Genomic DNA, 13,566 nt, shown 5'->3' with positions numbered 1-13,566 from the left:
CGATGTGCCGGGTAAGGGTTGTCAGACGTCGCGCCGCTTTTTCAGGCTTCCGAGCTGTTCCTCGTAGGCGCGCGCGAATTCATCTCCGAACAGCCGCTGGAAGCACTCGTCAGGGTTCCTGGTGACTGTCTCGAACTGCTCCTTGTAGCGCTCCCAATAGCGCGGCCTTCCCCCAAGTGAAAAGCGACGCATACTGCCTCCGGTTTCCTGTTCGACGCGGGCCGGATCGAAATGCGCGAGCAGCGACCGGAACGCTGAGCGTACGCCGGCGAGCATCGCCATCTGGTGATTGCGGATGTCGTCGGCGGCATCGTTGAGCGCGGCGCGGCCCGACAGGAATCCGCCATCAGGCGGCGCAAGCAACCGCTGGACGGCATCCTGCGCGGTCGGCGCGAATTTCAGCGGGTTGTTTTCCGAACGCTGGATCAGCGTCGCGGGCAAGCGGAAGCTGTTCTTCAATTCGGCCCGCGCGCGCAGCACGTCCATCATCGCCTCGACGGCGATGTGAAACATTTCCTTCAGCTCGGGGGCCATGTCCGGAGCCGCGGGCGAATGCTGTGGCGATGGCATTTGCGACGGCACACAATGCTCGCCGGCCGTCGCGGATGCGTCCTCACCAGGTTCGGACAGCACCGGCTCGCGACGCGCCGCGACCAGACTCGCGGCCGCGTCCCAGTCTTCCGGGAGCACGGCCCCTTCGAGCCGCGCGGCCTCGGTCTGTGGTGGCCGGAAGCGGTCGGCCGCCGCTGGCGTGTGATTCCATCCGGGCGCTGCGGACATGCGCGGCGGCGGCTCGTCGGCGTAGGACGACGGCGCGTCGAACAACGCTAACGGATCCAGACTCGCACCGGGCCGTGATCCATCGGCGACATCTGGAATCAGGCCTTCGGATTCGCCTATGTCCTCCGCCGGCGTAGTACGTCGCGGCGCGAGCAGCAGGCTCAGATCCGGCGCATCGTCGTTGCGCGCAAGCGCAGGCGCGCAAGCCGGCATCGGCGCGGACGAAACAGCGGGTGCTGTTCGCACCGGATCGTGCGAATCGTGCGGATCGTCCGGATCGCCGCGCATCTTCGCTTCAGTTTCATCGTTTCCGCTCAATCGGACGCTGATCTCGAACGTATCGATCAGCAACCGGTCACCTTCCTTGAGCGCTGCCGGGTCGCCCTTTCGCAGCGGCGTGCCATTCATCGACATGCCATTGGTACTGCGATCCTCGATGAAATAGATGCCGTTCAGGTAGCGCACCAACGCATGCAGACGAGAGACGCCCTCCGCGCCAAGCGTCCAGTCGCACTCGTCGGCGCGGCCAATGCTGCCGTCGCGGCAGTCGAACACCTGCTCGAGGCGCGCGCCAGCCTGGCCCGCCCGCTCGGCTTCGATCGAGAGAATCAGCCGTTGTGCGGCACTCATTGCAAGCCTCCATCGATCCCCTCGGGAACACCTAGGAGGCCCAGCGCATCGCGCGCAAATGCGGCACGGCGCGCATCAAACTGCGCGGGAACCAGCGCGGCCATGTAATTCACCGCCGCCGTCGCCGCAAGCGCGCTCAGGTGTTCCGGCGGCGGCGTTGGTCGCGCGTGATCCGGGCTCAGGTTGCCGCCTGCCCATCCCGCGGCGGCGGCCGTCCACGCGCCGATCGTCTGGTAGCGGTGGGCCTTCGCGAACGCGAGCGCAGCGGCGCATTGCGCCTCCACGGGATCGCGCAGCCACGCTTCCGCCAGCGCGAGACCCGCGCGGTCGTGCTCGTCGAGCGTTTGACGGCGGCCGCACTGGCACGCCCACGCCACCACATAGCGATGCGGCAGCAGACGGCTGAGCAGGCTCAACGCATCGGCGCAATAACCTGCGTCTAGCAGCGCCTGCACGGCCGCGCGCGCCGTCATCGAAGGCCGCAGGCAGGCCCGAGCGCGCGCGGAAAGCCGCATCTGGTCCGCAGCTTCGAGAATCGGCGGCGTGCTCATAGAATCATCGGCGCCGCGCCGCCCAACACCGCCGTGGCGGTCCCGATCAACTGCAGGTTGGTGGACTGCACGAGACAGTCGGCCTCGGACTCGATTTCCATCGCCGCAATCGAACTCATGTTCAGATTGGCTTTCGAGTTAATCTCCATCGCGAGACCCGATGCCATTGTCACGTTCATCTCGCCGTTAAGGGTGATGTTAGTGCCCTGAATCGCGATTTCGCCGGTGCTGTTCATCGTGATACTTGCGAGACCGGTGACGAGCTTGATCTGGTTGCCCGCGGTCAGTGTGTAGTTGTGTGCGACCTGCACGTCATGGTCGTGCTCCGACTCTTCGCGCAGATCCTTTTGCGCATGAATCAGCACCTGCTCGCTGCCCATCCGGTCTTCGAAGCGGATCTCGTTGTAGTCGTCGCTGCCGCCGCCCTCGTGACTGCGACTTTTCACGCCGCTCTGGGTCTTGTTTTCTGGCAGGTTGTACGGTGGCATGTTGTCGGCGTTGTAGACACTGCCGATGATGAGCGGCCGGTCCGGATTGCCGTCGAGAAAGCTGACTACCACCTCCTGCCCGACGCGCGGAATGAATTGCGCGCCCCAACGCTTGCCGGCCCACAGCTGCGCGACCCGCACGGGGCAGGAGTTTTGCGCGTTGGGCTTGCCCGGACGGCTCCAGAGGAACGTGACCTGCACGCGGCCGTATTTGTCGACGGCTATGTCCTCGGGCGTATTGCCGTAGACCACCGCTGTCTGCAGGCCAGCAATGACCGGACGCGGTGTGGTCGGCATCGTGCGAAACGGCTGACGGCTGCGAAGCACCTTGAGGTCGCACTCGAACGGCGTTTCACCATCGTCACCGCCGCCACCCGTCGAGTAGTCCGGCTCGACGAGACGCGTGACCGTTTCGATCACCATGTACTCCTGATTTGCATCGACAAGCGGAAAATCCTTGAGCGTGAACAGCGCCCCCGTCGCGAGACCGCAGGCATCGGTGCGCCCAGAGCTCATCGCGAGCGGCACGTTCAATGCGTCCGCGCGCACCTGCGCATACCGCTGCCCGTCGGACAGACGCTCGTCGAAGCCGACGTAGTCGTACCCGTAGTCGTAGATGTCGAGGCCACTTACGCCGTGCGCGTCCTCCATATCGGCCAGCTCTTCGGTGGCGAGGAGTGACGCTTTCGGCTTCAGATAGTCGTAGTCGTCGAGTTGTACCTTCGTTGTATTGACAGCGCGTGAGCTTGTCCAATCACTGATCGAGGCCTTCATGCGCTTACCGTGCTCGATAGGCGGCGCATAGGGGATCTGCTCGAATCCTGGCACCGCCGAGTGCGCGCCGAGCGAATCGGCCAGCACCATCGTGTGCGTGCTCTGCGTATGCGTGAAGAAGTAATAAATGCCCTCCTGCTCCATCAGCCGGCTGATGAAGTCGAAGTCGCTTTCGCGGTACTGCACACAATAGTCGCGCGGCGCATAGTTGCCGCTCAAGCTGAGCTTCACATCGCTATAGCCGATGTCGTTCAGCACCGACTGGATGATCTGCGGCACGCTCATGCTTCGATAGATGCGGCAATCGCGCTTGCGCGTGGTCAGCCACGGTTTTGGCACCAGCGTGAACGCGTAGACCGCATAGCGCACGTTCTCGATATTGACGAAGCCGCCTTGCTCGCCCTCGCAAACAATCGCATTGAAATAACGCGTGTAGCCTTGCGGCGTGACGAGCTTCACCGTCATCGGCGTTCCCAGCAGCGAGCGCAGATCCACTTGCGGGTTCTTGCTTATAGCTTCGAGCCGCCAGGCAAAGAGCCGGCCGAGCGATTCGGTCGCGGTCATGTTGGCGAACACGAGACTGCTACCGAGACTCGAAGTGAGGGTGATTGCGTGGGCCATGAGGTGCTCTGTCGATGGGTTGCTGTTGCGCTTCAGAAAACAGAACAGCTAGCGGGCCCGGCCTATTCCCTCCGGGTACGCGACGACGACCCGGCCGGCTCAATGAGGAAAGACGTTGGCGTTCAGCTGGCTCTTCCACGCATCGAAGTTGCCCGGGTCGTAAGATACCTTTTCCTCCTGGAGGTCCTGCCTGATCGCGAGAAGCCACTTTCTGACAAGCCCCGTAAGCTCGCCTTTGATGAACTCCGACAGCTCGACACATCGCGCGCGGCGAGCATTTTCGCTCGCGGGCGATCCCTCCAAACTCGACCCTTGTTTGACATACGATTCCTGCGCCGCGACGTCCGATCCGGCATTGACCAACTGACGCCAGTTTTCCATCGGATCGTCAGCGGCAACGGCCATCGCCCACTTCATGACTGCGGCTTCAAAAGCGGCAGAAGCCCTACCGAAATCCTGCGAGTTGCCATCGTTGGCGATGACGGGACGGTCGTCCTGAGTGGCACCGATCAGCGCTATTTTTTCGTGATCCCTGATTTGCCTGAAGAAGTGATACGAATATTTGTACTTCGATCGAAGCACGGCTTCAGCGTCGGCTACGTTCGCACCGCTGCCATTCACGGCATCGAGATCGCGGTCATTGCCGTAAAGCGCCAGAATTTTCTTGAACGCACCGTGAATAACCTTGTCGAAACGGTTAAAAACGTGATTGCCTTTTGCCATCGTGCACTCCGCGCAGGGTGATCAGCCGCAGCCGGCTACAGCTCATTGACGATTGACGCGTACTTCGCGCCTACCGTGTTGGGGCCGAGCCCGCGGAAATAGATCAGGTAGTCGTCCTTTTCGAGCGGTCTCCAGTTGGGTGTGTAGTTCCCGTTGACGTCGAACCGGCCGAATCGCTTCGCGACATGGTTGTAGGCCTTGAAGACGATTTCGAGCTTGTTCAGGTCGGCGCTCTTGCTGTCATTCCTCAGCACCTCTTTCATGACGCGCTCCACGAGCTTCGACCTGGCGGCCTCCGAAGTCAGCGCCACCACTCTGGTCAGTTCGCGATTCATCCGGGTGCCACCATCACCACCGAGCTTGAGCGCGTCTATCAAGCAATCGCGTGCTGCGGTGCCGGGATTGCTCACGTGGTTGTAGTCCGTGAGCATGATCTTCGCGCCGTTGTGATCATAGGCAAACAACGTAAAGTTCTTCGAACGGAAGTAATAGATATGCACTCCGCCTCCGCTGTCCGCATAAGTGACCTGCGTCTCGTGCCCTGCATTTTGCTCCCGGTCCGCCTTGCGAAATTCGGTCAGAAACCGCGAGTACGCGGCCGGTACCAGTTCTAGCGTCAATGTCGTCGTCACGTTGGGTTACTCCACTTCGGATAGCTGCGAGTCGGGTTGAACATTCGCCCCGAAGCGATACGCGAATTCGCCGTCCGTCACGCCGACGTCCACATGCGCGACGTGCTCGCCGCGCATCATGCGATCGAGAAACTCGCGGCTCAGTGCAGGCAACATGGTGTTGGTCAGAATCGCGTCGATCATCCGGCCGCCCGATTCGCTTTCCGTGCAACGGCTCACGACGAGTTGCACGACGGCGTCGTCATAGGCGAAAGGCACGTTATAGCGATCCTCGACACGCCGCTTAATGCGCTCTAGTTGCAGCTTCACGATCTTCGCGAGCATCGCGGGACTGAGCGGGAAGTAAGGGACCGGCACGAGGCGGCCCAGCAACGCGGGCGCGAACACATCGAGCAGCGGTTCGCGCAACGCCGTGGCGAGCGCACTGGCATCCGGCGTCCGCTCAGGGTCGCTGCACAACCGGGCGATCAGATCCGTGCCCACGTTGGTCGTCAACAGGATCAGCGTGTTCCTGAAATTGATCGAGCGGCCTTCGCCGTCATCCATCGCGCCCTTGTCGAACACCTGAAAGAAGATTTCGTGGACATCGGGATGCGCTTTCTCGACTTCGTCGAGCAGCACGACCGAGTAGGGCTTGCGCCGCACGGCCTCGGTCAACACGCCGCCTTCGCCATAACCGACATAGCCGGGCGGCGCACCCTTGAGCGTGGAAACCGTGTGCGCTTCCTGAAACTCGCTCATGTTGATGGTGATGAGGTTGTGCTCGCCGCCGTAGAGCGCTTCGGCCAGCGCCAGCGCAGTCTCGGTCTTGCCGACACCCGACGTGCCGGCCAGCAGGAATACGCCGATGGGTCGATCGGGGTTGTCGAGCCCGGCCCGCGATGTCTGGATGCGCCTCGCGATCATCTCCATCGCGTGGTCCTGGCCGATCACGCGCTCGCCCATCAGACTAGCGAGGTTCATCACCGTCTTGAGCTCGCTGCGGATCATCCGTCCGACCGGAATGCCGGTCCAGTCGGCGACGACCGAGGCAACCGCCTGATAGTCGACGTTCGGCAGTATCAGCGGGTTTTCGCCCTGCCGCTCGGTAAGCTGCGCCTGCAGTCGTTTCAGCTCCGCCAGCGCCTCTCCCCTCGTGTGATCGTCGAGCGTGGGCGGCGCGCCCTCGCCTCTCAGGCGCGAGCGTAATCCGAGAATCTGCTGAACCAGCGACTTCTCGTCGTTCAACGCGGCGTCCAGTTCCCGCAAACGCCGTCTTTCCATTTCGAGCGCTGCCGAAGCCTGCGACTCGCGCGCCTGCACTTCGATGCCGACGCTTTTCTCGCGCGCGATGATCGCCTGTTCGGTCTCTAGCGCTTCGATCCGCTTGCGGGCGTCATCAATTTCCGGCGGTACTGCATGCTGGCTGATCGCAACGCGCGCGCACGCGGTATCGAGCAGGCTCACGGCTTTGTCCGGCAATTGGCGCGCAGGAATATAGCGATGCGAAAGCTTGACAGCCGCTTCGAGCGCTTCATCGAGAATCTGCACACGATGATGCTGTTCTATTACGCTCGCGGTGCCGCGCAGCATCAGAATGGCCTTTTCTTCGCTGGGCTCGTCAACCTGCACGGGCTGGAAACGCCGCATCAGCGCCGGGTCCTTTTCGATGTGCCTGCGATATTCGGCCCACGTGGTCGCGCCGATCGTGCGCAGATTGCCGCGCGCAAGCGCGGGCTTGAGCAGGTTCGCCGCGTCGCCGGTGCCCGCCGCGCCGCCTGCGCCCACCAGCGTATGCGCTTCGTCAATGAACAGAATGATGGGCTTCGGCGAGGATTGCACTTCGTCGATCACCTGACGCAGACGGTTCTCGAATTCGCCCTTCATGCTCGCACCGGCCTGCAGCAGGCCAATGTCGAGCCCGCGTACCTGCACGTTCTCCAACGGCGGCGGCACGTCGCCCCGCGTGATGCGAAGCGCAAATCCTTCGACCACGGCTGTCTTGCCGACACCCGCCTCTCCAACCAGCATCGGGTTGTTCTGGCGCCGGCGCATCAGCACGTCGACCAGTTGGCGAATCTCGACGTCGCGGCCAACGACGGGATCGATCTTGCCGTCGCGCGCCTGCGCGGTCAGATCGACCGTGAACTGCTGCAATGCCTGCTGCTTGCCCAATTGGGCGGGCGCGATACCGGCGCCGCTTTCGGCGGGTGCTTCGGCGCCGGCGAGAAAGCCGTCCGTGGCGCGCTGACCGCTTTCGGGCGAGCCTTCGACGACCCCTTCAAAGTTGTCGACCAGGGTCTCGACCCGAAGCTCGTCGAATTGCGCCGACACCTCTAGCAATGCGCGGCGCAAATGCCGCGTGCGCAACAGGCCAACAATCAGATAGCCGGTGCGCACCTGACTCTCGCCGAACAGCAGCGTAGCGAATACCCAGCCACGCTCGACCGCTTCTTCCACCTCGGCGGACAGATCGGAGATGCTGACGCTGCCACGCGGCAAACGTTCAAGGGCGGCCGTGACGTCTCGCGCGAGGTGCGAAGCATTCAGGCCAAAATGCCTGACGATGCGATGCAAATCCGAGTCCTGTAGCTGCAGGATCTGATGAATCCAGTGCGCCAGTTCGACGTATGGGTTGCCGCGCAGCCGGCAAAACACGGTGGCGCTTTCGATGCCCCTATAGGCAAGACCATTGAGCTTGCCGAACAACGCGCCGCGACTGATGTCTGCCATGATTTCGATCCTGTGTGACCGTGAGGCGGCCGCAAGGCGGCCGGTTCAGTTGAGCAATGCGCGAGCCCGCGTACGCCGGCCTTCATTCGACCGGTCTGAACACGACCTCGTCCGCGTCGCTGGGTTTCGGATAGCGGCCCATCCACGTGTTGAAGCCCATGCTGCCGCCCTGCCCCAGATGCGTTAGCGGAACTTCCTCTTTCTTCAGCACGAGTTGCACGTCCCAGCCCCGCTCCTCGCCCACGTACAGCTTGACCGCGGCCACCAGTTGCGGGAGCGTGTCGCCGCCCGGAAGAAAGCGATTGAACTCGTTGCGGGTCAGCGGCCCGACACGCAGCCGGAAGCGCTGCTGCGCGCCACGCACCTGTGCACCTAGCAATGCATCGCGGCCCAATGCCGCCATGCTCTTTCCGATGTGAAAACGCGCGTCCCGGGGTAATTTCATCCACCCGGCGACAAACTCGATCACGCCCATTTGCACGCCGAAGTAATGCTCAAGAAAACATTCGAGCCCCTCGGCATTGCGTGCCTGAGGCACGAGCCGCCCGGCGAAGAAACGCTTGTACTGATCCGGCAGCGCATCGCGCCCGTCGAGATGCGGCGTAGCGATGCCGATCAGCGCACCGATCCATGTGCGAAACCGATCGTCTTCCGGGCGGTCCATCTGCACGGTAGGCTGCGAATCAGCCCACGCGCGATAGAAGAGGCTCAGCATCCGGTGATGAAACACGTTGGCGAACGCGACCAGCGTTGGGTCTTTCGCATTCTGCTCGCGCTCGATCGCGTGTTCTGTGAGGTGCTGCGGCAACGGTCCGTGCGGCCCGAATAAGCCGAGAAACAATCCGACCACGCGCGCCGGCCGGCCGCTTTTTTCCGGCTCGAATCGCGCGATGCTGCGCGATGGGAACTCCAGCGTCGCGGCATGCGCGAGACGCACGGCATCCTCAGCCGGCCGGGTCGAATGACCGAGCCGCGGCCGCTCGGGATACCCGCATTCGAGGCGGCGCATGGCCTCGAAAAACTCGAAATCCCGGGGGCTCGCATGCAACGCCGCTGCGAGCGTTACAGGATCGGACGCTTGCCGAGCTTCGCGGGCCATCGGGCCACCTCATTTCGTTCGAGCGTGCGCAACACCGTCTCAGCGAACGAATTCAGCGAGACGTAGCGCGCAAAGAAATGCTGCAATACCGACGCGAACAGGAATGCACCGCTGCCTTCGAACGCAGCGTCGTCGCAGGTCAGCGTAACCTGCAGCCCGCGTCCGTATGTGACCGGCCCGGGCACCGGCACGCGTCGTGTGACCGGCTTCGCCGCGACATGCTTGACGCCTTCGATCTGCCGCCGTGTCGCGGCGTCGAACGGGTCGTGGTACAGGCCGAGCATTTCGCGCAGCGCCGCAGCGCCCGTTTCTCCCTCTTCGTCGAGCAGCGACAGGTAGTTCAACTGCAAATGACTGATCAGGCGCCAGGCGGATTCGCCGTTCGCCACCGACGCGCGAGGCCGGGTCGGTCCGGCTACACAGCGAATCGACGAAACGGGCGCGTCGGTGTCGAGTGTGAAATCGGTGTATGACTTGCTCACTGGCATATGCAGCGGTAAATCACGATTCGTGCACAGGAGCCGCAGCCCAAGCTGGCGCAGTTTGGTCGCATAGGGCGCGTCGTTGGCATCCACGAGTGCGATGAACGTCTCGCTGCCGCCGTAGCTTGAGCGCGCGCCGCGCTGCCTCTGGCGACCGGACAGCAGGCGCGGCTCGCGGCGCAACGTATAGAACGCCGCCTGCGGACTGTGCCAGTTACGCGCGGTGCTGTCGTAGAACGGTAGAAAGCTTTGCTCCGGCTCCTGGCGATCGCCGTAGCCCTGCACTTCGAGTACGCTATGCACTTCGAAATCCATCGGCCGGGTGCGGTCACCGAGGACGTGATATTCGGTTGCGCCCTGTTGCAGATGAATGCGGTCCGAACGTCGCTCGAACAGGTTGACGGCCGGCGTGCAAAACAGCCGAAAGTTGCCCGCGTCGATCGCGTTGTGGAGCCGCGTCGCACTGCGCTCGAGCCAAACCACGATCTCGAACTCGTTGCTCCGCGAACACGCGAGCGCCGCTCGCAATCCGGTGAACTCCGCAAACAGGAAGCGCTCCGGACAGGCGAAGTATTCCTGCAACAGCCGGTAACCGCTGAACGAGCGGCCGCCGTAGGGCAGCATCGCGTCGTCTTCGTCGAAGCCCTTGGCGCGCAGCGCCACGCCGTCATGGTGGATCTCGACGGTTTGCCCATCCTGCGCGGCCGTGCGCACCGTATAGCCGGTACGGTTCGCGATCAGCTGCTCGTACAGCAAACGCGGCAGATCGCCGGCGCCGGCGAGAAAAACCGGCAAGGCGTCGAGCGCGAGCGTGTTCACCGCCACGCCGGCCAACGTTCTGAACTTCAGGCGCAGACCCGCGCGTACCTGGCCCGCTTGCGCCGGCGGCACGAGTTCCGCGGCGGCAAGCGCCGCGGGCGTGTCGAAGTATCTCGCCTCCGCAATGGCGAGCGGCCACAGCCTCACGTCGTGCGCGGTGCGGTATTCACATGCGGTAGGCTCGCCGAAGCCGGTGAGGCTGCGCAAGACCGTGTGCCGCGCGACCGGATGGCCTGCTCCGGCCAGATCCTCCGCCTGATCAGGATGCAGTTGCACGACCGCCATCGACGGAACCGGCGTCAGGTAATGCGGGTAGATCATCTCCAGCAGATGCTGCGTGAACACCGGATACTGCGCATCGAGCTTCAGTTGCACGCGCGCGGCGAGGAACGCGAAGCCTTCGAGTAATCGCTCGACGTACGGGTCCGCGCAATCCAGGCCGTCCATGCCGAGACGGCCGGCGATCTTCGGATATTCGCTCGCGAACTCCGCGCCCATCTCCCGGACGTGTTGCAGCTCGCGATTGTAGTAATGCAGGAGTCGTGGATCCATGACGTTCAGCGCAAGCGTTGCGACACATGAAACTCGCCGGTCTCGAGATCGACGTCAGTGCGCAGATAAAGGGCGAGCGGCATCGGCTGGGCCCACATGTCCGCTTCGATCACAAACTGCAGAGAACGGCCGTCCATGCGGGTGTCGTCGATCTCGACGCTCACCTGAACGGTACTGGCAATCAGGCGTGGCTCGAAGTCGAGCAGCGCCGAGCGGATACGGTTCTGCAGCCCAGCGACGTCGATACCCGAGTGCGCTGTACCTACAAGATCAGGAATTCCGAAGTTCAGCGTGGAATGGCGCACGTGGGGGAATCCGGTCAATTCTTCGCCGCTCCATTGACGCGTGCAGTTGAGCAGCCACGCGATGTCGCGCGTAACGTATTCACGCAAACGCTTAGCCGTAATGACTCGCTGCTCCCGGCTCTCCTCGCGCTGCGCGGGATCGAGATCGGTCAGACGGTCAAGCAGCGACGGCTGCAAACGTTCCTGGGGCATCAGTTCTGCCATGACGTGCGCTTCCTCAACAACGTGTCTCGAACACGGGAAAGCCGGGCAAAAGGCAAACGGCCCGGCGCCGAGGCCTGCTTACTGCTTGGCGACCTGCTGGATATCGAAAGTGAAGTCCTTGGTGCCGCCGTTGGCTTTGCCTTCGTCGTCCTGCGGCTGGAACGCATACTTGAATTTGCCGAAGTGCAACGTAACGTTCTCTGTGAGCCGCTCGTCGCCACCGCTGCCGCCTGTCGATACCGACGTGATCAGTACACCCTCGCTCATCTCGATGGTGAGGAAATCGGTCTGCTGACCGGTTGCGTTGGTGACGTACAGATACGCGTCGTCGACGCGCGCACCCGTGCAGCAAGCGTTCAACAGTGCGTTCGAGCAACTGTCGACGTACTTCGTGATGGTGATGTCCTGAATGTTGGCCTTGCCTCCTGCCGCGTAGCCCGCGCCCGTGTGCAGGTTGCCCGTATTGCTGACGCCCCACGACCACGCGATGATCGGAACCTGGTTCTTGTGCTTCGAATGGTTGGAAGCCCCCTGGATCGTGACCGTTCCAGAACCGAATTTCAGGTGCATATCGAACGACATAGTTACCTCTATCAGTAGGCCAGATTGATGTTCTCGCCGTAGCGGCGAATGATCAGCGCCGGAACGCTCCCGCTCCGATGCTTAGCTGCAAGACAATGTGCGGCAGACGCGTCAAGCTGCCTGTGCGGACGGCAGACGCGACACCAGGCGCAGCGATACCGTCAGTCCTTCGAGCTGGTAATGCGGTTTGAGGAAGAACTTCGACGTGTAGTAGCCGGGATTGCCTTCGACTTCTTCGACGACGACCTGCGCGGCAGCCAATGGCTTGCGTGCCTTGCTTTCTTCGCTCGAATTCACCGGATCACCATCGACGTAATTCATGACCCAGTTCGACAGCCAGCTTTCCATCTGTTCTCGCGTGCTGAACGAGCCGATCTTGTCGCGCACGATGCACTTGAGGTAGTGGGCGAAACGGCAGCACGCGAACATATAGGGCAATCGCGCAGACAGATTCGAATTCGCCGTGGCCGCGGGATCGTCATACTCTTCCGGCTTCGCGACCGATTGCGCGCCGATGAATGCCGCGATATCCGAATTCTTGCGATGCACGAGCGGCATCAGCCCCATCTTGTCGAGTTCGGCCGAGCGGCGATCGGTGATCGCGATCTCGGTCGGACACTTCATGTCAATGCCGCCGTCGTCGCTCGGGAAGGTATGCACCGGCAGACTGTCGACCGCGCCGCCCGACTCCACTCCGCGAATGCGCGTGCACCAGCCGTAGTACTTGAATGAACGGTTGATGTTGACCGCCATCGAAAATGCCGCGTTTTGCCACGTGTACTTCGCCGAATCCGCGCCTGCGGTGTCTTCCTCGAAGTCGAACGCATCGACCGGGTCGGTCTTTGCGCCATACGGCAGGCGCGCGAGCGTGCGCGGCATCGTCAGCGCGAGATAGCGCGCGTCGTCCATTTCGCGCAGCGACCGCCAGCCGGCGTAGTCCGGCGTCGTGAAGATCATCGAGAGATCGCGCTTGCCCGACAGTTCGGTCCAGCTTTCCATGCCCAGCAACGTCGAATCCGCCGCCGAGATGAAGGGTGCATGCGCGGCGGCGGCAATCTGCGAAATGCCGCGCAGCATTTCGACATCCTGAGGACTGTGGTCGAAATAGTAATCGCCGACGAGGCAACCATATGGCTCGCCGCCGAGCTGGCCATATTCTTCTTCATAGATGCGCTTGAACACGGGACTCTGGTCCCACGCAACGCCTTTGAAGCGCTTCAGGTTTTTCCCCAGTTCCTTTTTCGACACGTTCACCACGCGGATCTTCAGCATCGGGTCCGTTTCGGTGTTGGTGACGAGATGATGCAGCCCGCGCCACGAGCCTTCCAGCTTCTGGAAATCCGCGTGGTGCATGATGGCGTTCAACTGCTCGCTGAGCTTGCGGTCGATCTCGGCAACATACGCGTTGATCGTCTGCATCAAATCGTCCGAGACGATGTGCGAGTCCTGCAGCACTTGTGCGGCAAGGGTGCGCACCGCTGATTCGACTTCTTCCTTCGCGCGCTCGTTCTTCGGCTTGAACTCCTTGCTGAGGAGCGCGGAGAACTCGCTGGCTTCGCTCACTGCGCCTTCAACATCCTGCTCGATCTGCTTCTGGATCTCCATGATCGCG

General features: G+C 62.4%; 11 protein-coding genes. All 11 read right to left on the bottom strand.

Annotated elements, in window-relative coordinates:
* Positions 1-21 precede the first annotated feature (21 nt).
* Positions 22-1,410: a type VI secretion system-associated FHA domain protein TagH gene (gene tagH / locus AB3X96_RS05245; RefSeq protein ID WP_368588867.1), complete on the bottom strand. Its 1,389-nt coding sequence runs from the start codon at positions 1,408-1,410 to the stop codon at positions 22-24.
* The gene (locus tag AB3X96_RS05240; protein WP_368588866.1) at positions 1,407-1,961 is read right to left on the bottom strand and encodes a hypothetical protein; all 555 of its coding nucleotides are present in this window, start codon (positions 1,959-1,961) and stop codon (positions 1,407-1,409) included. Before AB3X96_RS05240 ends, tagH begins: the two co-directional genes overlap by 4 nt.
* Positions 1,958-3,844 carry a type VI secretion system tip protein TssI/VgrG gene (gene tssI / locus AB3X96_RS05235; RefSeq protein ID WP_368588865.1) on the bottom strand — a complete coding sequence of 629 codons (1,887 nt, stop codon included), beginning with the start codon at positions 3,842-3,844 and terminating at the stop codon, positions 1,958-1,960. Before tssI ends, AB3X96_RS05240 begins: the two co-directional genes overlap by 4 nt.
* A 99-nt stretch (positions 3,845-3,943) precedes the next feature.
* Positions 3,944-4,567 carry a hypothetical protein gene (locus tag AB3X96_RS05230; RefSeq protein ID WP_368588864.1) on the bottom strand — a complete coding sequence of 208 codons (624 nt, stop codon included), beginning with the start codon at positions 4,565-4,567 and terminating at the stop codon, positions 3,944-3,946.
* A 35-nt stretch (positions 4,568-4,602) separates the two neighbouring features.
* The gene (locus AB3X96_RS05225) at positions 4,603-5,199 is read right to left on the bottom strand and encodes a hypothetical protein (RefSeq protein ID WP_368588863.1); all 597 of its coding nucleotides are present in this window, start codon (positions 5,197-5,199) and stop codon (positions 4,603-4,605) included.
* A gap of 6 nt (positions 5,200-5,205) precedes the next feature.
* Positions 5,206-7,911 carry a type VI secretion system ATPase TssH gene (gene tssH, locus AB3X96_RS05220; protein WP_368588862.1) on the bottom strand — a complete coding sequence of 902 codons (2,706 nt, stop codon included), beginning with the start codon at positions 7,909-7,911 and terminating at the stop codon, positions 5,206-5,208.
* Positions 7,912-7,993: 82 nt separating this feature from the next.
* Positions 7,994-9,010: a type VI secretion system baseplate subunit TssG gene (gene tssG, locus AB3X96_RS05215; RefSeq protein ID WP_368588861.1), complete on the bottom strand. Its 1,017-nt coding sequence runs from the start codon at positions 9,008-9,010 to the stop codon at positions 7,994-7,996.
* Positions 8,974-10,863 (bottom strand): type VI secretion system baseplate subunit TssF, encoded by a 1,890-nt coding sequence (tssF, locus tag AB3X96_RS05210; RefSeq protein ID WP_368588860.1) that lies wholly within the window; start codon positions 10,861-10,863, stop codon positions 8,974-8,976. The genes tssG and tssF overlap by 37 nt, the downstream gene beginning before the upstream one ends.
* A gap of 5 nt (positions 10,864-10,868) precedes the next feature.
* Positions 10,869-11,372, bottom strand: coding sequence for a type VI secretion system baseplate subunit TssE (tssE, locus tag AB3X96_RS05205; RefSeq protein WP_368588859.1), 504 nt, complete (start codon positions 11,370-11,372; stop codon positions 10,869-10,871).
* A gap of 78 nt (positions 11,373-11,450) precedes the next feature.
* Positions 11,451-11,954 (bottom strand): Hcp family type VI secretion system effector, encoded by a 504-nt coding sequence (locus AB3X96_RS05200; protein WP_368588858.1) that lies wholly within the window; start codon positions 11,952-11,954, stop codon positions 11,451-11,453.
* A 111-nt stretch (positions 11,955-12,065) separates the two neighbouring features.
* Complete coding sequence (gene tssC / locus AB3X96_RS05195) at positions 12,066-13,559, bottom strand: type VI secretion system contractile sheath large subunit (RefSeq protein WP_368588857.1); 1,494 nt, start codon at positions 13,557-13,559, stop codon at positions 12,066-12,068.
* Between the last annotated feature and the right edge of the window lie 7 nt (positions 13,560-13,566).

The organism is Paraburkholderia sp. BR13439 (assembly GCF_040948805.1).
GTDB lineage: Bacteria > Pseudomonadota > Gammaproteobacteria > Burkholderiales > Burkholderiaceae > Paraburkholderia > Paraburkholderia youngii.
This window is presented reverse-complemented; position numbering and strand designations above follow the sequence as displayed.